Genomic DNA, 25,315 nt, shown 5'->3' with positions numbered 1-25,315 from the left:
CCGCTATCGTCCCAAGCAAACGAGTGCTTTTTGGTATCGCTCGGATCCCAGTGGCCGCCAGCTTTCATGCCTAAGCCCTTCTCGGTCGCGCCGCAGTCGGCGTTTTGATGCACGTGAAAGCCGTGCACGCCGCTAGTAAGACCCTTTAAATTCGGGAAAAACGCCACGCCGTAGTTCGTCTCGACCGCTACGACCTCGCCGACGGTTACGTTGCCCTTCTCGCCTAGTTGCTCCATCGCAATGACGAGGTGCTTGCCGGTCTTAGGGTCGAAATTTTGCATATCGCCGTGCTCGTGAGCGATTAAGGCGCTTGCGACTAAAATTGATGAAATTAGAAATTTCTTCATGATAAATCCTTTAAAATAAAATGCGAGTGTAATTTTATCCAAAAATACTTAAAAAATAATTTTTCTTATTTAGATAAATTTTGCTTTTTATCTAAAAGGCTTATCGCGAAGAATAAAATCAAGCTGAAAATCACGAGCAAAAGGCTTAAAATCAGCGCCCGCTCGTTCTCTCCGTCATACACGGCATTGTAGATCGCAAGGCCTAACGTGTCGGTTTTACCCACGATATTTCCGCCCAGCATCAGCGTGATGCCCACTTCGCCAAGCCCGCGCGAAAGCGCTAAAATAAGCGCGGAGCCTAGCGTTTTAAGCGAGCTTGGAAGGATTACGAAGAGGAAAATTTGAGCTCTGTTTTTGCCCAAAATTTGCGCGGCTTCGATTAGGCTTTTCGGAAAGAGCTCAAAGCTCGCACACACGGGCTTTACAAACAGCGGCAGCCCCACCAAAAATGCGGCGATTACCAATGAAGAAAAGTTAAAAACGATGTCTAAATTCAACGCAGAGCCGATAAATCCGCTCTTCCCGAAGATGTAAAGAAGCAAAAATCCCGTCGCGATCGGCGGGAAGATGAGCGGAAAAATCACTAAAATTTCGACGATCTTTTTAAATTTAGCTTTGCTGAAAGCTAAAAAATACGCAATTGCTAGCCCTATTGAAATCAGCAGCAAAAAGCTGCAAAACAGGGCTTTCGCGCTTAGTATCAGAGGATGCGCGATCCAAGCGACGTCGCTCATTTAAGACCGAATTTTAAAAAAATCTCTTTTGAGCGGTCCGATTTAAACTCCTCCATCACCTTTTCACAAAGCGCCTCATCGCCGCACGCGCTAAGCCTTGCGATGCCGATGTATGCGGGGCTGTAGAGGCTCTCGTCGATGTAGATGATCGAGCCGAACTCATCTTTTTTGGCGACCGCTTCGGTGCTGTTGATAAAGCCCGCCTGCACCTCGCCGTTGATGACGTAAGCGACCACCTGCGGCACGCCCGCGACGGCTAAAATTTTATCTTTTACCCCATCCATCTTGGCGTTTTGCAAAAACTCGTTCGCTCTGATACCGTAAATCGCCTTTTTGGGATCTGGCATCGCGATTTTATCGAATTTTGCGATCTCTGAGACATCGTTTATTTTGATATTTTTCGGCGTCACCAAAACAAGCGTGCCGCGCCCGACGCGTTCAAATTTAGTGATATTTAGATCGCTTTTTTTCAAAAACGCCTCGTCGCCCACGATGAATGAAATTTTATTCTCGCGCGATTGAATGACGAGCTGGCCGAGGTTGGCAAATGATCCAGCCACGTCCATGCCCTCTTTTTTCAAATTTTCGATCACGGCCGAGACGGGCTTTTTATATCCGCCGCCAGCTGCGATTATCAGCTGATCCGCGCAGAACGAAACGCTTGCCGCAAGCGCTAAAATAAAAGCAATTTTTTTCATGAAAATCCTTTTTTTGAAATTTTAAGAATTTTACAAAATATACTCTTATTTATTAATAAATTGCGCTTTCAATCCCTTGATTTAGCACGCCGCTCCTTAAATTTAAAATTTAATATTTAGATAAATTCTATCTTTCCGCCTAGATCGCACACGCCCTGATTCCAAACCGCCGAGCTTACGAGCACGTCCGCGCCGGTAGCCGCAAACTCGGCGCAGTTATTTTTATTTATGCCGCCCGCAGCGCAAATTTTAATCTGCGGCGCCGTTTCATCTCGCCTCAAAACGCAGGCTCTAAGCTCGCCAGGGCTCATCTTATCGCACATTATCGCATCCGGCGCGTATCTTAAGAGCTCGCTAAATTCGCGCTCGCTCGCTACTTCGATCATGATCTTTCGCTCGGGCGCGCGCTCTTTAAATTTAGCGATCTGCGCGCAAAACTCGCTAAAGCTCGCAAACGCGCGGATGTGGTTTGAAAAAACAGGACGCTGTCGTGCAGCCCCAAGCGGTGCATGCTCCCGCCGCCCGCGATCAGCGCATTTACGCAAAGCTCCTTCGCAAAAGGAAAGCTCTTGCGCGTCGCACCCAGCACGCAGCGCGGATTAGCCTCTCGCATCAGCGCAACCATCTCGTGCGCGTAGGTTGAAATTTTGCAGGAGTACTCAAATACGATCTGAACGATCTTCCAAGCTTTATGCAGGCTCTCGAAGCTCCCCCGCGCGCTAAAAATTTCATCCCCCGCGCAAAATGCGCTTCCCTCGCGCGCTAGATGCTGCATCTCGCAGCCGAAGCGCATCGCCACTCCGCGCGCGATCTGCCCGCCGCTAAAGATCAGATCCTGCCTCGTTACGATCGAAAGCCGCGCGGGTGCGCCCAAATCCGCGCAACCGCGTAAAAGCTCGGTCGTAAGGTCCAAAAACGCGCCGTCGCTAGCGATTAGATCGTCGATTTTACTCTGCGAAATAAACATATCTAGCCTACGAAGTGAATTTTAGCGGGCTCAAAGCGTGAATGCGCCTTTGTGACGCGAGACGGAAAGCCCAAAGGCATAATGCAAAACGCCTCTAAATGCCCAGGCAGATCCAAAATTTCTCTTACGCGCTCCATCGCGTAAATATCGGGCGCTACGCCCAGCCACGTGGTGCCAAGCCCCAAATGGTGCGCTGCCAGCCAGAGATTTTCTGCCGCACAAGCGCAGTCGTAGCGAGCGTAGGGCTGGAATTTTAAGCCGCTTTTGCGCGTGCAGACCACGATCGCAAGCGGCGCATCCTTCGTGCAGCCGCCGTAGGTGCCGACGCTGCTAAGTAGCGTAAGGGCGGTGCGGTCGCGCACTACGTAAAACTCCCATGAGCGTTGGTTGCCCGCGCTAGGGGCTTGCATCGCGGCTTTTAGCACGAGCTCGATCTGATCGTCGCTCGGCATTTTCTCGGTAAAGTTCCGCACGCTCGTGCGTGTAAAAATTTCATTCATCGCTGCTCCTTTAAATTAAATTTCTAAATTCCGCTTTTTGCGAGCGGTAAAAAATGGAATTTAGAAGTAAGCTTGCCGCTGCGTTTGCTTGAGCCTTGCTTACACTTTACGCTTATTTAGGCGCTACGCGGCGGCTAATGCGCGCAGATTTGGTTTTGCTTGCCTGAGCACGCCTCTTTTTGCATCAAAAAGCGTAAAGTCGCGATAGAATTTCAAGCCTCATCACTATGAAACACGCCGCATAGGATAGCTGCGCGAACTTAATTCAATCAAAATTTCGCTCACAAGCAAGCTTGCGATCCGCGTATTTAATTTTTAATCCTAGGCTGCTATCTGGCACCTGCTAAAATGACACGCCGTATGCATCAATATGTGCGTGTAGCTCGCGTGGTCCTTAAATTTCATCTCGCGCCGAGTCTGCGTCGATCTTTGCGGATAAAATTTTATCCTTCGCAGCAATGAAATTTCACCTTTGCGCCGAGTAAATTTTATCTTCGTCGCTAGGTAAAATTCCGCTTTCGCCGCTTTTGAATTTTAACCGCATGCGCGTCCGCAAAGCACTTGCCGCGCCGTACCGCATGCAAAGCGCGCTCAGATCAAAAGCTCAAAATATCTAAAATTTAACCGCCAAGCACGACTAGGCGGAGCCATGCGCCGAAGCGCTATGAAATTTAAGCGTTAAACCTGCTCGCCTATCAGCCTGCGCACGACGTAGCTTGCGATGAAAAGCCCGAAGCTCGCGGTCACGCCCATGAAGCTACCCATCGATTTGACGCGCGGCGGCTCGCTCGAGCAGACGACGTCAAAATCGCCCGCAAAGCCGCGCTTTCGCAGCTCATATCTGATCTTGCGCGCGAGCGGATCGCCTTGCGTCTGCCAGATTGATCGGATTTTGATTTTAGCGGGATCGAGCCTCTTTGCGCTGCCCATCGAGCTTATGAAGCCCGCGCCCGCCTCGCTGCAGCGTAGCGCAAGAGCGATCTTGGCGCTCACGTCGTCTATCGCGTCGATTACGAAATCAAATTTGCCGAGGTCGAATTCCGACAAAAATTCCTCATCGATCCTGGCGGCGATCGGCGTCACGCCTTTAAATTTGCGCGCGAAAACCTCGCATTTTAGCTCGCCTACGTGTTCGCTTCCAAGCTGGCGGTTTTGATTGGTTATCTCGAAGCGATCGCAATCGATCACGCTTAGATTCACCGCGCCGCTGCGGTACAGCGCCTCTATCGCCGCTCCGCCCACGCCGCCGCAGCCGCAGATTAAAATTTTAGCGCTTTGCAGCCTTGCAAAATCCTCGCCGAAAAGCAGGCGCGAGCGCGAAAAGCGGTCTACTACGACCTCACTCATCGTTTTTCATCCACCTTTCTAGCGCGCTCATCTGCTCGTGCGCGGTTAAATTTAGCTTGATCGGACTTAATGTCGCTCGCCCCTCAAACAGCACCGAAATATCGCTGTTTTCGTTCCTGCTCGCATCAAAACTGAGCGTAGATTTGCCGAGCCAATAATACTCTATTCCGCGCGGATTGCGGTTTAGCTGCGCGTCGGTATCATAGAGCTTCTCGCCGCACGGAGCGACCGTTAGCCCCTTAAAATCCTGCTTTGAAACGGCAGGGACATTTAAATTTAAAAACTGCTTCGGCGGCAGAGGAAAGCCTTTATTAAAGATTTTCTCGACCAATTCCACCGCGAGCTCGCACGCGAGATCAAATCCGTATCGCTGCAGCGAATCCGCGACGTAAAACTGGCTCACCGCAAGCGCGGGAATGCCTTGCAAAACCCCCTCCATCGCGCCTCCGCAGGTGCCAGAATAGGTCACGTCCTCTGCGACGTTGGCGCCGTGATTTATGCCGCTTATCACAAGATCGGGCTTATGGTTATACAGCGCGCGGAGCGCCAAATACACGCAGTCTGCGGGCGTAGCATCGTCGAGTTTGAAAAATCCGTCGTCTAGCTTTACAAATCTAAGCGGACGCGTGAGCGTGAGCGAGTGCGAGCATGCCGATTTCTCCGAGCTCGGCGCTACGATAGTGACGTTTGCGACCGATCTTAGCGCGCTTGCGAGCTCCAAAAGACCGCGCGCTTCGAATCCATCGTCATTGGTGATTAAAATTTCTTTCATATTCTCTCTTTAACTAAAATTTCGCGACAGACCTATCAGAGCGGAATTCTGTCTGTAAAATTTTAGCGCTTAATTCTTTACTATGCAAAAATTGCTATTTAGCTTGCGTGGCATAAAATTCCGTCGCGCCAAATTTTTCCGTGAAATTTCACGTTAGCTTAGATTACAAAATCCATAGAAAAATTCCGCCTTTTTGCTACGAAATTTTATCTTTTTTCGCTACAAATTTTATAGCCTGCCACGTAATTTCATCTCCTAAATTTCACTTTCGAAATTTCTTAAATTAAATTTTGCGACCGCACTCCGCAACTCGCCGCAAAATTTGTCTTTTAAATTATCGTAAAATTTTACACCACGAAATTTTGCTTTCGCGCCGATGCAAATCCGCGGCATAAAAATTACGCTAGACTTATCTATAACCCTGCTTTGCGGCATATCTCCTCGCTTACCTGCGAATCAAGTAGGTGCGAGCTTGGATAATCGTAGAAAAATCGGTGCACTTCACGCACTCCGCTTCGCAATAAAGCTCGCGTACTAGGTGCGTTGCAGTCATTTTCGGTAATATCCTTGGCTAGCAATTTGAGATATTTTTGCCGATCGGAGCTTTTTAAGCTCGCCCAGCCAGGGCTTAGCGAGTAGGCATAGATCAGATCGCTTCCTTGTGCGCTAATTTCTTCGAGGAAGGCAAACTGCGCGACCTTAACGTGGGGCTTGGCGCCGCCTACGTCTGCTGCGATCTCGCTAGCTGCGGCTTTAGCGACGAGTGCGGGCGAGCCTAGCTTACTAAGCGCCTCAAAACGCGCCGTTACTGCGGGATCCTCGGTGACTTGACGCTTTTGGTATTTAGCCGCGCCGCAACCGCCTAGCAACATCACGAACGCGCCGCATAGCGCTAAAATTTTAAAATTTCTCATCTTAAATCCTTTGTCGGCTTAATTTTAGCACATTTTGCTATAATTAACAAAAATTTAAAAGGCTAAATTTGAAATATTTAATTTCTTGCCTAGAACCCTCGGCGAATCTGCATTTTAAAGAGGTTCTAGCGCATCTTAAAAAACTCGATCCCGCTTGCGAGATTTGCGGAATTTTCGATGAAAAGTTGGGCTCGCCGATATACAAAAGCAGCGAGTTTTCGGCGATGGGCTTTATTGAAATTCTGCCGCTGATTTTAAAGGCTAGGCGCGCCGTAGCGCAGATGACGCGGCTTGCGGCGGAGTGCGATCGCGTGCTTTTGATCGACTCGCCCGCGTTTAATCTGCCGCTAGCTCGCGCGATCAAAGAAAGCGGCGCGCGCGCGGAAATTTCATATTATATCCTGCCGCAGGTTTGGGCGTGGAAGCCGCACAGAGCGGAGAAGCTGAAGGCGTTTTGCGATAATCTGCTCTCAATCTGGCCTTTTGAGGCGAAATTTTTCGGCGCGGACTACGAGGTAGATAAAGGCGCTGTGCCGCAAGAAGCGGAGAGCAAAGACGCCTCGCTACAAGAAACAAAAGATAAAGACGCTGAGCCGAAAGAGGATGCCGCGCGCCAAAGCAGCCAAAGCGCTAAAACCGCAAAGTACTCTTTCGTGGGGCATCCGCTGCTTGATGAGATAAAATTCCAAAAATCAAGCTACGAAAAACGGGGCAAGATCGCCTTTATGCCGGGCTCGCGTAGGGCTGAAATTTCAAGGCTGATGCCGATTTTTAGAGCCCTTGCGCCTAAATTTGAAAATAGCGAGCGAACCTTAATAATCCCGCCGCATCTGATGGATCAAAGAGATGAAATTTACGGGCCTCTGGACGGCTTTAGCATCGCAAACGATACTCCCGCCACGCTTAAAGATTGCGATTTCGCCTTCATCTGCTCGGGTACGGCGACGCTTGAGGCGGCGCTCATCGGCACTCCGTTCGTGCTGTGCTACAAGGCTCGCGCGTTTGACGTTTGGCTCGCGCGAAAGCTCGTAAAGCTAAAGCACGTGGGGCTTGCGAATATTATTTTTGATTTTTTGGGCGAGGAGCCGCTACATGAGGAGCTTTTGCAATCCGAGGTAAGCGCGCAAAACCTACTCGCCGCATACGAGCGCTGCGACGCCGCGAAATTTAAACTTGCGAGCAAGAAGCTGCGAGATTATCTAAAGCTCGGCTCCAGCGAAAACGTGGCAAAAATTTTAACGCAGCCTGCGAGCTAAAATTTTAAGGCTAAAGCTTATATAATTTGATAAAAAGAAAGGAAGATTATGACGACAGAACCAATGACGCTTTACGGATATGAAAAGATCACCTCCGAGCTCAAAGAGCTTCAGAGCGTGAAGCTGCCTCACATCGTGCAGCAGATCGACATCGCGCGCGGACACGGCGATCTGAAAGAAAACGCCGAGTACCACGCGGCGCGCGAAGAACAGGCGTTTCTGCTCTCGCGTATCGCCGAGCTTAGCGACATCATCTCTCGCTCAAAGATCATTGATCCCTCTACATACGAGCACGACCGCGTAAAATTCGGCTCCACCGTTACCTTTATGGACGTGGAGACCGAGCGGGAGGAGGTTTACACGATCGTAGGCCTTAGCGAGGCAGATATCTCGCGTAAGCTCATCAATATTAACACGCCGCTTGCACGCCAGCTTTTAGGCAAAGCAGAGGGCGATGAGGTGGTGCTTCAGCTACCATCAGGCACGCGCGACGTGGAAATTTTAAGCGTCGAATACAAGCCGATAAAATTTGAGAATTAGCGTGAAAAAAGTAGGCATCATCGGCGTTAGCGGCTATACGGGGCTTGAGCTGATTAAGGCTCTACTTTCACATCCGAGCTTTGAAATTTCGTATTTGGGCGCTTCGACAGATGGTGAGATAAGTGAAATTTTCCCGCAGCTGCGCGGCGTGTTTGAGATGCGCATAGAAGCTGCGGACGCTCGTGTTGCGGCGCAAAGATGCGATCTTATTTTCTTAGCGCTACCGCATGAAAAAGCGATGGAATTTGCCCGCGAAATTTTAAAATTTAAAAGCGTCAAGGTAGTCGATCTATCGGCTGATTACCGCCTAAGTCGCGAGCTTTACGAGAAAAATTACACCACGCATTTAGACCCTCGTAATTTAGCCCACGCCGTTTACGGACTGCCCGAGCTAAATCGCGAAAAGATCCGCACGGCGCGACTTACCGCAAATCCAGGCTGCTACCCCACCTGCTCCATTTTGGCGCTCGCGCCGTTTATGCGGCTACTAGATCCGGATACCGGCGTATTTATCGACGCAAAAAGCGGAGTAAGCGGCGCAGGCAAGGCCCTTAAAGCAAGCAGCCATTTCGTAAGCGTAAACGAAAACGCGGGCGCCTACTCGCCGATCTCGCATCGCCACGCAGACGAGATCAAAGAGCAACTGCAAATTTTAAGAGGCGGCGGATTTAGCACGCTTTTCGTGCCGAATTTGCTGCCGATTACGCGCGGAATGCTAGTTAGCGCGTTTGGCGTGCTGCAAAAGAGCGTGGACACAGAGGCGGTGCTGCGGGAGTTTTACGAAAACGAGCCTTTCGTGCGCGTCCGAAGCGAACCCGTGAGTATAAAAAACGTCGCAGGGACGCACTTTTGCGATATTTTTGTAAAAACTGCGGGCGATAAAATTTGGATCAACTCGGCGATCGATAATCTTTTGCGCGGAGCATCGTCGCAGGCGGTCGCAAACGCAAATTTAATGTGCGGATTCGCCGAAGATACGGCGCTGCCGCGCATCGCGCACGGAATTTAAGCGATGAGCTTTTTGCAAAAGCCGTCACGCGCCGGAGCCTAAATGCAAAATGATCAAATTCAGACGATAAACCAGGGCGCGATATTTATCGGCGATGCGCACACGGGCGCGAGCAGACCGCAATTTTTGAAATTTCTGCGCGCGCTGAAGGCTGAACCCGCGCCGCCGCCTCAAATTTTTATGATGGGCGATATGTTTGATTTTTTGGCAAACACGACCTACGTGCAGCGCTTCTACGAAGAGGAGATCGCGCTAATAAACGAGCTGTCGCAAAAATGCGAAATTTTTTACTTCGAGGGCAACCACGATTTTAATCTGCGCGAAATTTTCCCCCGCGCAAAAGTTTATCCGAACGGCGCGCAGCCCGTGAAATTTATCTGCGAGGGCGGCGAGGCGGTGCAGATTGCGCACGGCGATCTGTTTTTGCCGCGCCTGACGCAATTTGCGCTGCTTTCGCTGCGAAACAGAACTTTTCTGAAATTTATGGACTTGCTCGATCGCGCTTTAAAATTTAAAATTTCAAAGATGATCTTAAAATCGCAAGAGGGGAAAAACCTATACAAAAAAATGCCGGATTTCAAGGATATAATCGCGCCGAAGATCAATTTTTACGCGGCAAATTTGATCATCGAAGGGCATTATCATCAAGATGAAATTTTATATTTCGGCGAAAAAAAATATATAAATTTATGTTCGTTCGGGGCCGGGAGCAAAATTTACGAGGTCGCAAAAAGCGAAAAATTTATGCTAATTCCAAAAAACTTAAACTTAAATTAGCTATAATTCCTAAATTTTTGCGAGGATATTTATGATAAAGCTTTGTGTTTTCGACTTTGATTCTACGCTGATGGACGGCGAGACGATAGGTTTTTTCGCCGCTAAAATGGGCACGCAGCGACAAGTTAGCGAAATTACGAAGCGCGCGATGGCGGGCGAGCTTGATTTTTTCGAGAGCCTTAGCGAGCGAGTGGCGCTGATAAAGGGTATGAAGCTTAGCGATGCTAAAGCTATCGCAGAAAGCCTGCCTTTTGTTTGCGGCGCTAGCGAGATCATCGCGTATCTGAAAAATAAAGGCATAAAAGTGATCGTCTTTAGCGGCGGATTTCATCTAGCCACGGACGCCGCGCAGAAAAAACTAGGTTTTGACGCGAGCTTTGCGAACTATCTGCATGAAAAAAACGGAATTTTAACCGGGCTTTTCGGCGGCGAGATGATGTTTGGATACTCAAAAGGCGCGCTACTTGCGCAGCTTAAATCTCTGATGGGGCTAGATACTAGCGAGGTCATGTGCGTGGGAGACGGCGCGAACGACGTTTCGATGTTTCGCGAGGCGGGACTTACAATCGCCTTTTGCGCGAATGAAATTTTAAAAGAGCACGCGAGCGTCTGCATTGAAAAAAAGGATTTGAAGGAGATTATGAAATATGTATGATAAAGCCCTAAATTTCAGCCTTTGGTGCGACTTTTTGGAGCGCGATTTTATCGATAAAGATTTCGACGAGCTGATCAAAAAAGGCATAATTAACGGTGCGACTTCCAATCCCGCGATCTTTAAAAATGCGATCCTAAGCTCCCCCGCATACGATGCAGCTAAAGAGGAATTTAGAAAAAAAGAGCCTAAAAAGCTGTATGAAATTTTAGCTACCGCGGACATCAGAAGCGCGGCGGAGAGCCTGCTTAAAAATTTTATTAACGGCGATGACGGCTTTGTGAGTATCGAGGTCGATCCATATTTCGCAGACGATGCCGAAGCGATGTATCGCGAGGGCAAACACCTATACGGCACGATCGGCATGCCAAACGTTATGATCAAAATCCCTGCGACCAAGGCGGGCTACGAAGCGATGCGCGATCTGCTAAAAAAGGGGATCAGCGTAAACGCGACCTTGGTTTTTTCACCAGAGCAGGCCGTAAAATGCATCGAGGCGATAAAAGAGGGAATTGCGGGCTTTCGTCGCTACTTCCCGAAAGCAAATTTACCAAAAACCGTAATTAGCATCTTCGTTAGCCGCTTCGATAGGCTGCTGGATGAAAAAATGGCCGCGGCAGGCCTTCCTACCGGCAAAATCGGCACGATGAACGCTTCAAAATGCTACAATATCATCGCTAAAGAAAATTTAAACTACGTAAAGCCGCTGTTTGCGAGCACGGGGGTAAAAGGAGACGATCTACCGAAGGATTACTACGTAAGCGAGCTAATGTATCCGGGCTGCGTAAACACCGCGCCGCTTGAGACCATAGAGGCTTTTGTAAGCGGCGATCAAAAACCCAAAACGCCGCCTAGCGATACGCAGATAGAGGAATTTTTCGCTCGCGTAGCGGATGCGAAGATCGATATGAAAAAGGCATATAAAAAGCTGCTGGATGACGGACTGGTGGCCTTTGAAGAAGCATTTAAAGAGATAATAAAAACACTTAAAAAGGAGAAATGATGGCGGGTTCTATAGATTATTCGCAGTATCAAGTTGACGCTTCTACGCTGGATTTTAAGCAGCGAGATAGGCTAAATAAATATCTGGAATTTTTGATCCAAAACGGCGGTAGCGACCTTCATATCAAATCAGGCGCGGTTATCAGAGGTCGTATCCATGGTGAGCTGGTAAAATTTAGCAAAACGCCATTTTTGAAAGAAGACGCGATGACGCTAGCTAAGGAGCTTCTCATCACGCGCTTTCCTGAGCTTATCGAGAAAAAGAGCGTGGATTTTACCTACAAGCTAAACGAAGATTATCGCTTCCGCGTTAATATTTTCTTTCAAATCGACGGTATCAGCGCGGTTTTCCGAACGATCCCGGTTAAAATTCCAGAGATCGACGATCTAGGTCTGCCGCCTTCGATCAAAGATATTTGTGACACGGCTATGCGCGGCGTCGTGCTGCTTACCGGACCTACCGGAAGCGGAAAGACGACAACGATCGCAAGCATGATCAATCGCATAAATAGACAAAGAACCAGCCACGTCGTTACGATCGAAGACCCCGTAGAGTTCGTATTTAAAGACGATAAATGCATCATCAATCAGCGCGCTATCGGTGAGGACTGCAACAACTTCGCCGATTCGCTTCGCGCCGCGCTGCGAGAGGATCCGGACGTTATATTTGTGGGCGAGATGCGTGATTTGGAAACAATCGAGACCGCACTTCATGCCGCAGAAACGGGCCACTTAGTGTTTTCGACGGTGCACACTATTGACGCAAAAGAGACGGTAAACCGAATCATTGCGATGTTCGAGCAGGCTGAGCAGGAGCGTATCCGAATGACGCTAGCATCCGTCCTAGAAGCGGTCATCTCTCAGCGCCTTGCCCGTACTATCGAAGGCAAGCGTGTGGCCGTCGTAGAGATTTTGCGCAAAAACACTCGTATTAAGGATATGATACTTGATGCGCGCGACGATGAAATTCCGGACGCGATCGCCGACGGTCGCAACACCTACGGCATGCAGACCTTCGATCAGCACCTGCTTGATCTTTACAGAGATGGCGTCATTACCCGCGAAGAGGCGCTGGATAAGGCCTCTAAGCGAAACGACCTCGATCTGCAGATCAAAAACGTAGATCTTGCCAAAAAAAGGGATTTGGCAGCAGAATCCGGAGAGAGCGCCGAGGAGATGCTCGCAGGCGAAGTCGTACAACTAAAAGAGATCCGCTAAGTCGTAAATTTTAAAATTCTAAATTTTTGCAATTTAAAATTTAAAGAGTTCTGCCTGCCGCCGCGCAGGCAGAACTCTATTCGTCTGTCCCATTGTGTACAAATATGCCGTGACTTGCAGGATTTAGCGTAAATTTTAATCGGCTAAATTCCGTGCGGCTTTACTTCTAAATTTCATCGTGGCGCTTAAATAGATTTAAAGCAACATTTAGCTATTATCACGCTTCATTTTTTCACAAAGGAAACCTAATGTTAGAAGGTATTGTTAGAGATAGTATCGGTAAAAGGGCTTCAAAATCCCTAAAACGAGATGGTTATCTAATCGCTAATATTTATGCGAAAGGATTTGAAAATATTAACGCAGCGTTTAAAGTAAACGACTTTATCAAAGCCATGCGCGCAAAAGAAGATCTTCCCTTCGAGGTTAGCGTGGGCGGTAAGACATATCGCGTCATCGTGCAAGAATACCAAAAGCACCCCGTTACAAATACCCTAACTCACGTAGATTTACGCGTAGTTCAGGATGACGTCGTAAGTAAATATTTAGTGCCGGTTAAGGTAACTGGCGTCGCTAAAGGGCTAAAAAACAAAGGTATTTTGGTGCAATCCAAGCGCCGTATCGCCGTAAAATGCGCAGGCAAAGATCTACCAAACGATTTTACGCTGGATGTAACCGATCTTGATGTAGGCGATTCGCTTTTGATCCGCGATATTCCGGTAAAAGAGGGCGTCAGCATCATTTTAGACGGCTCGGTGGCGGTAGTCGGAGTTACTTCGGCTAAATAGGGGCGCCTATGATACTGATCGCAGGACTTGGGAATCCTGCTCAGAAATACGCAGATACCAGACACAATGTCGGTTTTATGCTAATCGACGAAATTTTAAAGACGGGCGGCTTTAGCGAGCTCGGCTCGTCTAAATTCCAAGGCGAGCTTTTTAAAAAGGGCTCGCTTCTTCTTTTAAAACCCCAAACTTTTATGAACTTAAGCGGCAACTCCGTAAAGGCGGTGAATGATTTTTATAAGCCCGAGCGCATCATCGTAGTGCACGACGATATAGATTTGGATCTAGGCGCCGTTAAATTTAAAAAAGGCGGCAGTAGCGGCGGGCACAACGGGATCAAATCGATCGACGCGCTAATCGGCGCGGATTACGAGCGCGTGCGTATCGGCGTGGGTAAAAAACAGCAAGGGCAGGACGCGGCAAATTTCGTACTCGGAAATTTTAACGAAAGCGAGCGCGAGAAGCTGAATGAAATTTTACCCTATGTCGCGCGCGCGGTAGAAGAGCTCATTTGCTCGGATATAGAGCAGATCGCGCAAAAATTTACGATTAAAAAGGCTAGGGTGTGAAGTTATACGTAAAATACGCGGCTCTTTCTTATCTGAAGTATTTTTTTATCCTGCTAATAGCCCTTGAGTGCTTTTATGTAGGCATCGATGTGCTTACTAATCTCAAAGATTTTCCTTCAAGCGCGAATACCGCTCTTTTGTATATTGCTCTAACTGCAGCGGTCGCGCTTAGCTACACGCTGCCGCTAAGTCTTATTTTTGCGCTTATTTTGATGGGCTTTAATATGATCCGTAGCAACGAGCTGGTGAGCTTCTATGCGCTTGGAGTTAGCAAAAACGCTCTGATAATCCCTCCATTTTTGATCGCACTTGCGATTACTGCGGGCTTTATAGCTTTAAATTCCACCTCGTTTGCATACGCGCTAAAATTTCAAAAGAATTTAACCGATTTATCGCCTACGGGGGGAGATATGTTTTTGAAATTTGAGGATAAATATATCTACATCAAAGCTCTAAACGGCAAAAACGCAAATGATATAACGATCTTTGATGTGGGTGATAACTCCGTTGCTTCACGCTCGCATGCAAGCTCTGGCGAATACGCAGGTAAAATTTGGCATCTGCGCGACGTAAATACCACTACTTTACCAGCGCAGCTTAAACTTGGAGGAAGTGGATTAAAAAGTAAGCTTAGCGCGCAGAGCGAGGCGCTTAAGGGCTTTGATCCAAGCTCAATTGCAAGCGTTTATGATACGAGTAATGTATATTCGATCAGGGATGCTTTGCGTTCGATCCGCACCTTTTCGCATCAAGGCGTGAATATCTCCACTATAAAAGCAAGTCTTTATAATATGATATTTTTTCCATTGTTTGCGCCTTTGGCAGTATTGGTGCTGTATTACTACCTGCCCGTTACGGGACGATTTTTTAATCTCGCGCTACTAAGCTTTGGATTTTTTATCGCTACGCTATGCGCTTGGGGCGTGCTTTTCGTGTTAATTAGGTTTTCTCTCAACGGCGTCATCATCCCAGAACTTGGCATTATCGTGCCCATAACAGCGTTATTAGGCTTTGCAGCATTTTTGGTTTTTAAGCATCGTTAAGCCTTGATTTGTTAGAATGGCGCAAAATTTATCGGTGGAAATTCTATGGATTATTCAAGCTTAGCCCGCAAATACGGCACCCCTTTATACGTTTACGATTTTAACGAGATACAAAAGAATTTCATAGCGCTCAAAGAGGCCTTTGCAGCGCGCAAGTCGCTCGTTTGCTTCGCTATTAAAGCCAATTCCAACCTTAGCGTTTTGAAGTTTCTGTCAGATCTGGGCAGCGGCTTTGACTGCGTCAGCATCGGCGAGCTGCGCCGCGCTCTGTATATCGGCGCAAAGAGCTATAAGATCATATTTTCAGGCGTCGGCAAGCAAGACAGCGAGCTCGAGTTTGCGCTGGAGTCGGACATCTTGCTGATAAATTTAGAAAGCCAAGCCGAGATGCTGCGCTTGGAGCAAATCGCGCAAAAGCTAAATAAGCCCGCTCGCATTAGTATCCGTGTAAATCCAAACGTTGACGCCAAGACCCACCCCTACATCTCCACGGGGCTAAATGAGAATAAATTCGGCGTCAGCATCGAGACCGCGCGCAAGATGTATATCTACGCCAAAAAGAGCAAATTTTTAAATCCCGTCGGTATCCACTTTCACATCGGCAGCCAGCTCACGGACATCTCTCCGATCTGCGACGCCGCAAAGATTGTAAGCGATCTGCTGCGAGAGCTGCGAGCCCTTGAGATTGATATAAAATTTTTCGACGTGGGCGGCGGCATCGGCATCCGCTACGAGGATGAAAAACAGATCGTGCTCTACGACTACGCGCAAGGGATTTTAAAGAGCCTAAGCGGTCTAGATGTCACGATCGTGTGCGAGCCGGGGCGCTTCATCACGGGAGCAGCGGGCGTCTTCCTTACTCGCGTGCTTTATGAAAAACAAAACTGCGGCAAGCGCTTCGTCATCGTTGACGGCGCGATGAACGATCTCATACGCCCGAGCCTCTACGGCGCGCACCATAAAATCGAGCTTGTAAGCGAGCAGAATCTCGCCTGCGAAAGCTGCGCGAGCCAAAACGACACCGAGAATTCTACGGCACGAAATTCCTCTCAGCAAAGCGGCATTACGCAAGATTTAGCCGAGAATTTCACGGCGCAGAATTCCACGCATAGCAAAGCTTTCGGCATCGAGGCTAAGTCCGCTTCAGAGGATTTCGCACCGCAAAATTCTACGCCGCAAAACGGCGTTTCACAAAGCTTGCAAGGAAATTTCGCGCCACAGAATTCCTCTAATCTAAGCTCCGCCGTGGATAATTCTGCGCCGCAAAGCTCTGCAGAGAGCTTAAGCCTCTGCGACGTCGTGGGGCCGATCTGCGAAAGCGGCGATTTTTTGGCCAAAGGGGCGAGCCTGCCTAGCCTGCAAAGCGGCGATTTGCTCGCGATCAAAAGCGCCGGCGCCTACGGATTTTCGATGTCGAGCAACTACAACACCCGCTGCCGCGCCGCCGAGGTCGCGGTTTACGACGGGCAGGACCGCCTGATCAGAAAGCGCGAAAGCTTTGATGAGCTAATCGCGCTAGAAAAGGATCTCGTATGATCAGCGCGGCAAGACGCTTAAAACATGGCGCAATTTTAAATTTCAAACCCGAGCGCGTAGCGGCTTTAAATTTTAACGCAGCAGCAAGCACGGTCTTAAAATTTAAACGCACCGTCGCTTTAAATTCCGAGTCTGAACGCGCCGCCGCTTTAAATTTCAAATCCGAACAAAATGCGCCTCTAAATTTTACGCCAGAACGAAGCCCAGCTTTAAATTTTAACCGCGCCTCTTTAAATTTCAGATCCCGCTGCGACGAATTTTATCGCGTCTTCTTAGTGCGCGGAAGTTGCAGCGTAGCTGTACTAAGCGATGAAATTTTAAGTTCGCGAGGTCAAAATTTCAAAGCGTGCGACAAAAGAGGCAGCGTGAAATTTCTAAAATTCGCGCCGAAATTTAGGGGCGAGCAAAAGGAGGGTTGTGATGCAAAATATCGATGATCTGCGCGTTTGTATCGACAGGCTGGATGATGAAATTTTGCGCCTTATCGACGAGCGCATGGGGTTTGTCAAAAAGATCGGCGAGCTGAAGCAGACCGCGGGCAGCGCAATCTACCGCCCGGAGCGCGAGCGCTCAATCATCAGCAGATTAGACGGCGGAAAGGCGCGAAATTTAAGCAAAGAGGCGATCGAGGCGATATTTTTTGAAATTTTCTCGGTTTCGCGAAATTTAGAAAAGCCGCAGATCGTCGCGTTTTTAGGGCCTTTCGGCACCTATTCGCACCAAGCCGCCAAGAGCCGCTTCGGCGCGGTAAGCTCCTATCTGCCGCTCTCAAACATCGAGGCGGTCTTTAAGGAGCTTGATAGCGGCGAGGCCAAATACGGCGTCGTGCCGATCGAAAACAACACCGAAGGCGCGGTGGGAGCGACGCTTGATTGCTTGCGAAAATACGAGGGCGTCAAGATCGTCGCCGAAATTTATATGGATATCCACCACTGCTTTGCGAGCCACTGCGACGACGTAAGCACGGTAGATCAGATATTCTCGCATCCGCAAGGATACAATCAGTGCCTTAAATTTTTAGATGATCACGGCCTTAGCGGCGTTAAATTTACCGCGACCAAATCGACCGCGCTTGCGGCGCAGATGGCGGCTGCCACGCCGCACTCCGCCGCGATCTGCTCCAAGATCGCCGCCGATCTTTACGGCGTGCCGATGATGTTTCAAAAGATCGAGGACAACTCCGCCAACCGCACGCGCTTTTTCGTGCTGAGCGACTTTAAAAACCAAAAGAGCGACCGCAACAAAACGAGCATCCTAGCCAAAACCGACGACCGCCCGGGCGGGCTCGTGGACTTTTTGCAGATGTTTCGCAACGAGGGGATAAATTTAACCAAGCTTGAAAGCCGCCCTGTTAAGCTTAAGGATTTTAAATGCGTCTTTTATGTCGATTTTGAGGGACACATCGACGACGAGCGGGTAGCGCGCGTTTTGCAAAACGCGCAGAAAAACGGACACGAAGTCACCTGGCTGGGAAGCTATATAAACGGAGGGGAGTGATGAAATTTAACGAATTTGTAGAAAATCTAAGCAATTACGAAGCAGGCAAGCCGATCGAGCTTGTGGTGCGGGAGTTTGGTATCCGCAAGCAGGACGTGCTAAAGCTTGCCAGCAACGAAAATCCCTTCGGTACGAGCGAGGCGGTGCAGGAGGCGATCGCGCAAAACGCGGCACGCGCGCATCTTTACCCTGATGATTCGATGTATGAGCTAAAGGGGGCGCTCGCCTCGAAATTCGGCGTAGAGCCGCAAAATATCATCATCGGCGCGGGCAGCGATCAGATCATCGAGTTTGCGCTGCATGCCAAGCTTAATTCGCGCCGCGCGATACTGCAAGCGGGCGTCACTTTTGCGATGTACGGCATCTACGCAAGCCACTGCGAGGCTAAGGTTTACAAAACGAGCGCGCAGGAGCACGATCTAGCCGAGCTTTTAAAAATTTATAACGCGCACAGGGATGAAATTTCGGTCATCTTTTTGTGCGTGCCGAATAACCCGCTTGGCGAGTGCTTGGATGCGGAGGCGGTGTATGAGTTCGCTCGTAGCGTGGATGAGGATACGCTTTTGGTGATCGATGCTGCGTACAACGAATTTGCGGCGTTTAAAGATGAACGCAAGAGGCTTGATCCTAAGCTTTTAATTCAAAATTTTAAAAACGTGCTCTATCTAGGCACCTTCTCAAAGGTCTACGGCCTGGGCGGTATGCGCGTAGGCTACGGCATCGCGCCGCGCGTAATCATAAGCGCGCTTTATAAGCTACGACCGCCCTTTAACATCACGACGCTTAGCCTCGCAGCGGCGATTGCGGCACTAAAAGACGAGGCTTTCGTACAAAAGAGCCTGCAAAACAACGCCGCACAGATGAGCCGCTTCGAGGATTTTGCACGCGAGCGAAGCTTAGAATTTATCCCTAGCTACGCAAATTTCATCACGTTCAAACTTAGCCCGCCGCTAGATAGTAGCGAGCTTTGCGAGCAGCTTCTGCGCCGCGGCATCATCATTAGAAATTTAAAAAGCTACGGGCTAAACGCCGTGCGCATCACGATCGGTACGCCTGAGCAAAACGATCGCGTCTTGGGCGCTCTGGGAGAGATTTTGAGTGGATATTAAAAATAAAAGTTTAGAGGAGCTACGGGAGCTCTGCACGCAGATCAGGGCGCGCATCATCGAAGTCGTGAGCAAAAACGGCGGCCATTTAAGCTCAAACATGGGCGCGGTCGAGCTCATCGTGGCGATGCACTATGTATTCGACGCCGCGAACGATCCGTTTATCTTCGACGTAAGCCACCAAAGCTACGCACACAAGCTTCTAACGGACCGCTGGGAGGAGTTCGGCTCGCTTAGGCAGTTCGGCGGTATCAGCGGCTACACGAAGCCCAGCGAGAGCAAATTTGATTACTTCGTCGCAGGACACGCCTCGACGTCGATCTCTTTAGCCGTGGGCGCGGCAAAAGCGATAAGCCTAAAGCACGAAGATCGCGTGCCTGTCGTACTCATCGGCGACGGCTCGATGAGTGGCGGCATGACTTACGAGGCGATGAACGAGTTAGGAGATCTGCGCCTGCCCTGTATCATCATCCTAAACGACAACAAAATGAGCATCAGCAAGCCCATCGGCGCCTTTAGCAAATACTTAAGCCAAGCGATGGCGGGCGAGACCTATCAAAAATTTAAATCCCACGTAAGAGAACTGCTCTCCCACGCTCCGCAAAGCGCGACATATATGGCGAAGCGCTTTGAAAATTCCTTAAAGCTCATCATCCCGGGGATGTATTTTGAGGAGCTGGGGCTCGAATACATCGGCCCGGTGGACGGCCACAACCTAGCCGATCTCATATCGGCGCTAAAGACGGCAAAAAGCGCGCGCAAGCCCGTCGTCGTGCACGCTCAGACGATCAAAGGCAAAGGCTATGACAAGGCCGAGGGCTATTTGGAGAGCTGGCACGGCGTAGGGCCTTTCGATATTCAAAGCGGAGAATTTAAGAAAAAATCCGCCGCCAAAAGTGCCACGCAAATTTATGCCGAAGCGCTTTTAAATTTGGCCGCCAAGCATGAAAACGTCGTGGGCGTAACTGCCGCGATGCCAAGCGGCACCGGCATGGATAAACTGATCGAGAAATTTCCCCACCGCTTCTGGGATGTAGCGATCGCCGAACCTCACGCGCTAAGCTCGATGGCTGCGATGGCGCGCGAAGGTTTTAAGCCGTACGTTACGATATATTCGACCTTCATGCAGCGCGCGTTCGATCAGATCGTCCACGACGCGGCGATTATGAACTTAAGCTTAGTCCTTGCGATGGATCGCGCGGGCATCGTGGGCGAGGACGGCGAGACGCACGAGGGGGTCTTTGACGTGAGCTTCTTAAACGCGATACCAAACGTCAGCATGTGCGCGCCACGGGACGAGACGAGCTTTAAACGGATTATCGAGTATTCCTACGCTCACGATGGGGTTTTGGCGATCCGCTATCCGCGCGGAAGCTTTATCTTGGGCTGCGACGAGACCGGCGCATTTGCGGTAGAACTTGCAAAATCGGTGTTTTTAAAGCGCAGCGATAGCGCACACGTAGCGCTCATCGGCTACGGAAACGGCGCGGGCAGAGCGTATAAAACGGCCGAGGCGCTGGAGGGGCAGATCGAAGCGGACGTCGTGGATCTAGTCTTTGCAAAGCCTTTGGACGCCGAGTTTTTGCGAAGCTTAGCTCGCAAAGATAAAATTTGGTACGTCTTTAGCGATAACGCCAAAAAAGGCGGCGTCGGTGAAATTTTAAGCGCATTTTTGCAAGAAAATGAAATTTCGGACGTAAAGATCGTGAGCTTTGAGTTCGGCGATATATTTTTACCGCACGGCAAGACTGCCGACGTGGAGCGTAGCTTGGGCTTGGATATCCAAACTCTAACCGAGCGAATATTAAGTGATAAAAAGTATTAGTTAATATCAACTTTGTTTAAAGTAAAATTTGATAATATCACTTTAAAATTTTTTGAAGGACAAAAATGAGCCACGTAGAACTACTCAAAACTTGCGGTTTGAAAGCAACTCCTCAAAGATTGTGCATCCTAAAGGTGCTAGATCGCCACGAACATCCAAGTATAGATGACCTATACGAGGGGATCAAGGAGGACTATCCATCTATTTCGCTAGCGACGGTTTATAAAAATTTAAACACCCTACTCGACGAGGGCGTCGTAGTCGAGGTCAATGCGCCGAATAAAAAGAGCCGCTACGACATTTATCAGATGCCGCACATCCACGTCGTATGCGAAAAATGCGGCAATGTCACGGATCTTTTCATGGATGATGCCTTTAATAAGGACGTTTTGAAAAACATCGAGCGCAAAGCGGGCAATTTCATCCGCAAGCTAAATATCACGGCTACGGTCGAAGACTGCGAAAAGTGTAGATAGTTTAAAGAATTTTCTGCTATTATTACCCACTTTATTTTTGGAGCGGGTATGCAAACTAAGCGTAAATTTTTATTGAGCGACGATTCGATTCTGCGGACGCTAGAGCGTGCGGGGCTAAAATGTCGCAAGGTAAAGATCGCTTGGTTTTATACTTCGTTCTATCCCGAAATTTACTACATCCGCCAAAACGACGAGTGCTCTTTGCACCACAAAAAAGAGGATCTCGACAGACAAACTCTAAATTTTAAAATTTCAAAAGATGATTTCAAAGAGGCTTTAAAAAGCAGGATCGCCCGCGTCGTGCAAAAGAACCGCTACGGCTTTGCTAACGACGAGGCGGAGTTTTGGTTAGAGCTTTACGGCGGAGAGTTAAGTACGCTCGTGATTTTACGAGCGAAATTTCAAAGCGAGGCGGCAAGCACAAATTTTGATTTTGTAAAAACCTTCGGCAGCACCGATTTTTGCGAGATCACAGACGATTACCGCTACAAAAGCCGCTATCTGGCGCGCTACGGCGTACCGCCGCGCTCGCTTGATTTCGCGCACGCCCGCAACGTTTTTAAAAAATTTAGCCGAGTTAAATTTTTCGCGCCGCCCTATGCGGACAGCGTTAAGCTCGCGCGTTTGGCGCTTGAGCTAGCGTGGACGAGGGCGTGCGGCGCAAAGAGCGAATATCAAAAAAGCCTAGCCCCCGAAGCGCTTCACGAGCTGCGCGTGCAGATTCGTAAATTTAGAGCCGTTTTGAAGCTATCCGCGCCGCTTTTCGAAGCTGAAAAAAAGGATGAAATTTTAAAACTCCTCGCAGAATTTATGAGCCGCAGCAATCAGCTGCGAGACCTTCACGTTTTTGCGGAGTTTTTAAAAGCCGACGACGCGCCTGCGAGCTTTTTGCAGCAGCTAAATCTTATCGCGAAGCGCTCGGAGGATAAAATTTTGGAATTTCTTTCTAGCGCGGAATTTACGAATTTAAGCGGCGCTATTAGCGGCTTTCTAAGCGGCGCGGACGGCATCTACGCACGCAGCGAATATGAAAAAATTTCAAAAAAGTTCGCCTCCGCCCGCCTCTGCAAGCTGATTAAAAGCTTGCGCGCGGAGCTAAAAAATTTAAAGCAAGGCTCATCGCTGCAGGCATTTCACGACGCGCGTATAGGGCTAAAGAGGCTGCGATACGCGCTTGAAATTTTTGTAAGAAGCTTTGATGAGGGCTGCGTCAGGGAGCTGTTTAAACGCACCAAGGCCGTCTGCGAGGATTTCGGCGCGCTGCAAGATATCAGCGTGTGGCAAAATTTCATCGCGATCTATCAAAAAGCAAGCGATAAAAGCGGCGTCGCGTTTGCGTATCTGCTGGCTCTGGACGCCCGCTTAAACGACCGCCGCGCCGAGCTGGAGGAAAAAATTTTAAATGAAAAAGAGGCTCTTTTGCGCGCTCTGAAAAAATCGCTGCGCAAAATCAAAGCATACGAATAAGGAAAGCCCGTGCAAAAACAGGAAAAAATCATAAAGATGTTCGATGAGATCGCGCCTACCTACGATCTGGCAAACCGCGCCATCAGCTTCGGCGTGGACGTTTCGTGGCGCAAAAAAGCGGTCAAACTAACGCTTGAAAAGCTTAAAGGAAGGCTCGTGAGTATCGCCGACGTCGCGTGCGGTACGGGCGATATGATAAGCTCATGGCGCGACGGCGCGGCTCAGCACGGCGTGCAGATCGAGCGGATCGTAGGGATCGATCCTAGCGAAGGGATGCTCGAAGTGGCGAGGCAAAAATTCCCTGGCTGCGAGTTTATCAAAGCAACCGCGGGCGCCACGACGTTAGATGATGCAAGCGTGGATATTTTAAGCATCAGCTATGGCATAAGAAACGTCGTGGAGCTGGACGCGGCGCTTGCGGAGTTTAATCGGATCATCAAACCGGGCGGCTCGCTCGTGGTTTTGGAATTTACCAAAGCCGCAAGCGGCGGGCTCGCGTTTAAAATCAGAGATTTTTACGTGAGCAAAATTTTGCCCAAAATCGGCGCCTTTATCTCGAAAAATAAAGAAGCCTACGAGTATCTGCCAAGCTCCATCGGCAGCTTCCTAGACGCCGCGAGCTTTAGCGAAAAGCTCAAAAACGCGGGCTTTGAGCTGCGCGTGCAAAAGGGCTTCAGCTTCGACGTCAGCACGCTTTTCATCGCGGAGAAAATCGCGCGGAAGAGCGACGATGCTTAGCGTAAGCGAGCTAAACGCCCAAGCTAAGACGCTTTTGGAGACGAGCTTTAGCTTCGTCGAAGTCGAGGGCGAGATATCTAAGCTTAGAATTCAAAGCACGAGCGGGCACTGGTATTTTACGATCAAAGACGCAAGCGCGGCGATCGATTGCGCGATGTTTAAATTTAACGCCGCGCGGATAAATTTTATCCCCGCCGTCGGCGATAAGCTCATCGTAAGCGGCAAGGTCTCGCTATACGCTCCCACGGGCGCGTATCAGATCCAGGTATCAAATATACGCAAAAGCGGCGAGGGCGAACTGGAAGCGGCGTTTGCCGCGCTAAAAGATAAGCTTAGCAAAGAGGGGCTTTTTGATGCCGCACATAAAAAACAGCTTCCGAAATTTGCCCAAAGCATCGCGATCATTACAAGCGCGGGTTCCGCGGCGCAGGCGGATATGCTTCGCACGGCGCAGGACCGCTTCGCGCTTTGCAAGATCGATCTGTATAACGCGCTAGTGCAAGGCGAGAGCGCGCCTGCTTCGATCATAAGCGCATTGCGCGTAGCCGACGCAAAGGGCTACGATGCGATCGTAATCGCTCGCGGCGGCGGCTCGCGCGAGGATCTGTGGTGCTTCAACGACGAGGCTCTGGCGCGCGCGATCTACGCAGCCAAAACGCCCGTCATCTCGGCGGTCGGGCACGAGATCGATTTTAGCATCAGCGATTTCGTAGCCGATCACCGAAGCCTCACGCCCACCGCCGCGATGATCGACCTGCTGCCCGATATTTGCGCGATCTTTCAGAGCCTAGACGGCATAAGCGACGCGTTTGATAGGCTGATAAAAGATAAAATTTCATCCGCACAAAACGTGCTGAGCCTCGCAGCTTTAGAGCTTAAATCAAAATCGGTCGAGCCAAAAATTTCAGGCTCGCTTGCAAAGCTTTTAAATTTCGAGCTTAAATTTAAAAGCTTCGTGGCCTCCAAGCTAAGCACCGCAGAGCATACGCTAAGCGCTAAGGATGAGCTTTTGGCGCAAAAGGCGAAATTTTTTGAGATCACCAAAGACCTCGTTCAAATCCAAAAGGGCGGCAAAACGGTGAGCTTGGGCGAGCTTGCCGCGGGCGACGAGTTCGTCCTTTGCTCGCAGCAGCTCAGCAAAAATGCAAAAATCATCTAAAGGAGGCAAAATGGATAGGGTTTTAAATTTTAGCGCAGGACCTAGCACCATCCCGCTGGGCGTGCTAAAGCAGGCGCAAGAGGAGCTGCTAAACTACGCAGGGCTGGGATTTTCGATAATGGAGATCTCGCACCGCACCAAAATTTTTGAGGAAGTTCTGCATAGCGCGATGGACCGCGTACGCGATCTCTACGGCTTTTCGGACGATTTTACGATTTTATTTTTGCAAGGCGGCGCGAGCCTGCAATTCGCGCAGGTGCCGATGAACCTATACGCAGGCGGCGTCGCAGAATACGCCAACACGGGTAACTGGACAAGCAAAGCGATCAAGGAAGCGGGCGTGCTCGGCATAAACTACCGCGTGGTCGCAAGCAGCGAGGAGAG

The 25,315-nt window shown here is 49.5% G+C and carries 27 protein-coding genes and 1 pseudogene; 20 read left to right on the top strand and 8 right to left on the bottom strand.

Going from position 1 to position 25,315, the window contains the following annotated elements:
* The 8 genes and pseudogenes from Q0140_RS10820 to Q0140_RS10785 form a co-directional block, all read right to left on the bottom strand.
* Positions 1-347 (bottom strand): superoxide dismutase family protein (locus Q0140_RS10820; RefSeq protein WP_297964481.1); only part of this gene is annotated, 347 nt, incomplete at its 3' end.
* A gap of 65 nt (positions 348-412) precedes the next feature.
* Entirely contained in the window at positions 413-1,081 is a 669-nt protein-coding gene (locus Q0140_RS10815) for an ABC transporter permease subunit (protein ID WP_297964479.1), read from the bottom strand.
* Positions 1,078-1,779, bottom strand: coding sequence for a molybdate ABC transporter substrate-binding protein (gene modA, locus Q0140_RS10810; RefSeq protein WP_297964476.1), 702 nt, complete (start codon positions 1,777-1,779; stop codon positions 1,078-1,080). The genes Q0140_RS10815 and modA overlap by 4 nt, the downstream gene beginning before the upstream one ends.
* A 116-nt stretch (positions 1,780-1,895) precedes the next feature.
* Positions 1,896-2,746: pseudogene (modD, locus tag Q0140_RS10805) on the bottom strand (ModD protein).
* 2 nt (positions 2,747-2,748) lie between these two features.
* Entirely contained in the window at positions 2,749-3,246 is a 498-nt protein-coding gene (locus tag Q0140_RS10800) for a nitroreductase family protein (protein ID WP_005869576.1), read from the bottom strand.
* Between the two features lie 678 nt (positions 3,247-3,924).
* Positions 3,925-4,593: a tRNA threonylcarbamoyladenosine dehydratase gene (locus Q0140_RS10795; RefSeq protein WP_297924780.1), complete on the bottom strand. Its 669-nt coding sequence runs from the start codon at positions 4,591-4,593 to the stop codon at positions 3,925-3,927.
* Entirely contained in the window at positions 4,586-5,365 is a 780-nt protein-coding gene (surE, locus tag Q0140_RS10790) for a 5'/3'-nucleotidase SurE (protein ID WP_297964474.1), read from the bottom strand. Before surE ends, Q0140_RS10795 begins: the two co-directional genes overlap by 8 nt.
* Positions 5,366-5,778: 413 nt before the next feature.
* On the bottom strand, positions 5,779-6,279 hold the full coding sequence (locus tag Q0140_RS10785; RefSeq protein WP_297964472.1) for a hypothetical protein: 501 nt from the start codon (positions 6,277-6,279) through the stop codon (positions 5,779-5,781).
* Between the two features lie 68 nt (positions 6,280-6,347).
* On the opposite strand from Q0140_RS10785, the gene Q0140_RS10780 reads away from it, so the two are divergent.
* The 20 genes from Q0140_RS10780 to Q0140_RS10685 form a co-directional block, all read left to right on the top strand.
* The gene (locus Q0140_RS10780; RefSeq protein WP_297964470.1) at positions 6,348-7,535 is read left to right on the top strand and encodes a DUF354 domain-containing protein; all 1,188 of its coding nucleotides are present in this window, start codon (positions 6,348-6,350) and stop codon (positions 7,533-7,535) included.
* A 48-nt stretch (positions 7,536-7,583) separates the two neighbouring features.
* Entirely contained in the window at positions 7,584-8,075 is a 492-nt protein-coding gene (gene greA, locus Q0140_RS10775; RefSeq protein ID WP_297880017.1) for a transcription elongation factor GreA, read from the top strand.
* A 1-nt stretch (position 8,076) separates the two neighbouring features.
* Positions 8,077-9,084, top strand: a complete 1,008-nt coding sequence (gene argC, locus Q0140_RS10770) for an N-acetyl-gamma-glutamyl-phosphate reductase (protein ID WP_297964468.1) — start codon at positions 8,077-8,079, stop codon at positions 9,082-9,084.
* 42 nt (positions 9,085-9,126) lie between these two features.
* A complete protein-coding gene (locus Q0140_RS10765; protein WP_297964466.1) occupies positions 9,127-9,861 on the top strand; it encodes a metallophosphoesterase in 735 nt (244 codons plus the stop codon).
* Between the two features lie 31 nt (positions 9,862-9,892).
* Positions 9,893-10,516: a phosphoserine phosphatase SerB gene (gene serB / locus Q0140_RS10760; RefSeq protein WP_297964464.1), complete on the top strand. Its 624-nt coding sequence runs from the start codon at positions 9,893-9,895 to the stop codon at positions 10,514-10,516.
* On the top strand, positions 10,509-11,516 hold the full coding sequence (locus Q0140_RS10755; RefSeq protein WP_297964463.1) for a transaldolase: 1,008 nt from the start codon (positions 10,509-10,511) through the stop codon (positions 11,514-11,516). The genes serB and Q0140_RS10755 overlap by 8 nt, the downstream gene beginning before the upstream one ends.
* A complete protein-coding gene (locus Q0140_RS10750) occupies positions 11,516-12,733 on the top strand; it encodes a PilT/PilU family type 4a pilus ATPase (RefSeq protein WP_005869553.1) in 1,218 nt (405 codons plus the stop codon). Before Q0140_RS10755 ends, Q0140_RS10750 begins: the two co-directional genes overlap by 1 nt.
* Before the next feature lie 248 nt (positions 12,734-12,981).
* Entirely contained in the window at positions 12,982-13,518 is a 537-nt protein-coding gene (locus Q0140_RS10745; protein WP_297964461.1) for a 50S ribosomal protein L25/general stress protein Ctc, read from the top strand.
* An 8-nt stretch (positions 13,519-13,526) separates the two neighbouring features.
* Positions 13,527-14,084, top strand: coding sequence for an aminoacyl-tRNA hydrolase (gene pth / locus Q0140_RS10740; protein WP_297964459.1), 558 nt, complete (start codon positions 13,527-13,529; stop codon positions 14,082-14,084).
* Positions 14,081-15,127, top strand: coding sequence for an LptF/LptG family permease (locus Q0140_RS10735; protein ID WP_297964457.1), 1,047 nt, complete (start codon positions 14,081-14,083; stop codon positions 15,125-15,127). Before pth ends, Q0140_RS10735 begins: the two co-directional genes overlap by 4 nt.
* A 45-nt stretch (positions 15,128-15,172) precedes the next feature.
* A complete protein-coding gene (gene lysA, locus Q0140_RS10730; RefSeq protein ID WP_297964455.1) occupies positions 15,173-16,663 on the top strand; it encodes a diaminopimelate decarboxylase in 1,491 nt (496 codons plus the stop codon).
* Positions 16,660-17,100: a hypothetical protein gene (locus tag Q0140_RS10725; RefSeq protein WP_297964453.1), complete on the top strand. Its 441-nt coding sequence runs from the start codon at positions 16,660-16,662 to the stop codon at positions 17,098-17,100. The genes lysA and Q0140_RS10725 overlap by 4 nt, the downstream gene beginning before the upstream one ends.
* On the top strand, positions 17,084-18,160 hold the full coding sequence (gene pheA / locus Q0140_RS10720) for a prephenate dehydratase (protein WP_297964451.1): 1,077 nt from the start codon (positions 17,084-17,086) through the stop codon (positions 18,158-18,160). Before Q0140_RS10725 ends, pheA begins: the two co-directional genes overlap by 17 nt.
* On the top strand, positions 18,160-19,269 hold the full coding sequence (gene hisC / locus Q0140_RS10715; RefSeq protein ID WP_297964449.1) for a histidinol-phosphate transaminase: 1,110 nt from the start codon (positions 18,160-18,162) through the stop codon (positions 19,267-19,269). Before pheA ends, hisC begins: the two co-directional genes overlap by 1 nt.
* Positions 19,259-21,091 (top strand): 1-deoxy-D-xylulose-5-phosphate synthase, encoded by a 1,833-nt coding sequence (dxs, locus tag Q0140_RS10710; protein WP_297964447.1) that lies wholly within the window; start codon positions 19,259-19,261, stop codon positions 21,089-21,091. Before hisC ends, dxs begins: the two co-directional genes overlap by 11 nt.
* 65 nt (positions 21,092-21,156) lie before the next feature.
* Positions 21,157-21,567 carry a Fur family transcriptional regulator gene (locus tag Q0140_RS10705; RefSeq protein WP_005869540.1) on the top strand — a complete coding sequence of 137 codons (411 nt, stop codon included), beginning with the start codon at positions 21,157-21,159 and terminating at the stop codon, positions 21,565-21,567.
* Positions 21,568-21,615: 48 nt separating this feature from the next.
* Positions 21,616-23,034 (top strand): CHAD domain-containing protein, encoded by a 1,419-nt coding sequence (locus tag Q0140_RS10700; RefSeq protein ID WP_297964445.1) that lies wholly within the window; start codon positions 21,616-21,618, stop codon positions 23,032-23,034.
* Between the two features lie 9 nt (positions 23,035-23,043).
* Positions 23,044-23,772, top strand: coding sequence for a bifunctional demethylmenaquinone methyltransferase/2-methoxy-6-polyprenyl-1,4-benzoquinol methylase UbiE (gene ubiE, locus Q0140_RS10695; RefSeq protein ID WP_297964443.1), 729 nt, complete (start codon positions 23,044-23,046; stop codon positions 23,770-23,772).
* The gene (gene xseA, locus Q0140_RS10690; protein ID WP_297964441.1) at positions 23,765-24,931 is read left to right on the top strand and encodes an exodeoxyribonuclease VII large subunit; all 1,167 of its coding nucleotides are present in this window, start codon (positions 23,765-23,767) and stop codon (positions 24,929-24,931) included. Before ubiE ends, xseA begins: the two co-directional genes overlap by 8 nt.
* 10 nt (positions 24,932-24,941) lie before the next feature.
* Positions 24,942-25,315, top strand: a 374-nt coding sequence (locus tag Q0140_RS10685) for an aminotransferase class V-fold PLP-dependent enzyme (RefSeq protein ID WP_297964439.1), incomplete at its 3' end; no start/stop codon positions are given.

It is taken from the genome of uncultured Campylobacter sp., from assembly GCF_938045405.1.
Taxonomy (GTDB): Bacteria; Campylobacterota; Campylobacteria; order Campylobacterales; family Campylobacteraceae; genus Campylobacter_B.
The sequence above is the reverse complement of the archived record's forward strand: the minus strand, read 5'-3'. Positions and strand labels throughout refer to the sequence as shown.

Bases quoted from the DNA above. Each gene is read 5' to 3' on its own strand.
- Q0140_RS10815 (WP_297964479.1), bottom strand. From the start codon at position 1,081: ATGAGCGACGTCGCTTGGATCGCGCATCCTCTGATACTAAGCGCGAAA.
- modA (WP_297964476.1), bottom strand. From the start codon at position 1,779: ATGAAAAAAATTGCTTTTATTTTAGCGCTTGCGGCAAGCGTTTCGTTC.
- Q0140_RS10800 (WP_005869576.1), bottom strand. From the start codon at position 3,246: ATGAATGAAATTTTTACACGCACGAGCGTGCGGAACTTTACCGAGAAA.
- Q0140_RS10795 (WP_297924780.1), bottom strand. From the start codon at position 4,593: ATGAGTGAGGTCGTAGTAGACCGCTTTTCGCGCTCGCGCCTGCTTTTC.
- surE (WP_297964474.1), bottom strand. From the start codon at position 5,365: ATGAAAGAAATTTTAATCACCAATGACGATGGATTCGAAGCGCGCGGT.
- Q0140_RS10785 (WP_297964472.1), bottom strand. From the start codon at position 6,279: ATGAGAAATTTTAAAATTTTAGCGCTATGCGGCGCGTTCGTGATGTTG.
- greA (WP_297880017.1), top strand. From the start codon at position 7,584: ATGACGACAGAACCAATGACGCTTTACGGATATGAAAAGATCACCTCC.
- Q0140_RS10765 (WP_297964466.1), top strand. From the start codon at position 9,127: ATGCAAAATGATCAAATTCAGACGATAAACCAGGGCGCGATATTTATC.
- serB (WP_297964464.1), top strand. From the start codon at position 9,893: ATGATAAAGCTTTGTGTTTTCGACTTTGATTCTACGCTGATGGACGGC.
- Q0140_RS10755 (WP_297964463.1), top strand. From the start codon at position 10,509: ATGTATGATAAAGCCCTAAATTTCAGCCTTTGGTGCGACTTTTTGGAG.
- Q0140_RS10750 (WP_005869553.1), top strand. From the start codon at position 11,516: ATGGCGGGTTCTATAGATTATTCGCAGTATCAAGTTGACGCTTCTACG.
- Q0140_RS10745 (WP_297964461.1), top strand. From the start codon at position 12,982: ATGTTAGAAGGTATTGTTAGAGATAGTATCGGTAAAAGGGCTTCAAAA.
- pth (WP_297964459.1), top strand. From the start codon at position 13,527: ATGATACTGATCGCAGGACTTGGGAATCCTGCTCAGAAATACGCAGAT.
- lysA (WP_297964455.1), top strand. From the start codon at position 15,173: ATGGATTATTCAAGCTTAGCCCGCAAATACGGCACCCCTTTATACGTT.
- Q0140_RS10725 (WP_297964453.1), top strand. From the start codon at position 16,660: ATGATCAGCGCGGCAAGACGCTTAAAACATGGCGCAATTTTAAATTTC.
- pheA (WP_297964451.1), top strand. From the start codon at position 17,084: ATGCAAAATATCGATGATCTGCGCGTTTGTATCGACAGGCTGGATGAT.
- hisC (WP_297964449.1), top strand. From the start codon at position 18,160: ATGAAATTTAACGAATTTGTAGAAAATCTAAGCAATTACGAAGCAGGC.
- Q0140_RS10705 (WP_005869540.1), top strand. From the start codon at position 21,157: ATGAGCCACGTAGAACTACTCAAAACTTGCGGTTTGAAAGCAACTCCT.
- Q0140_RS10700 (WP_297964445.1), top strand. From the start codon at position 21,616: ATGCAAACTAAGCGTAAATTTTTATTGAGCGACGATTCGATTCTGCGG.
- xseA (WP_297964441.1), top strand. From the start codon at position 23,765: ATGCTTAGCGTAAGCGAGCTAAACGCCCAAGCTAAGACGCTTTTGGAG.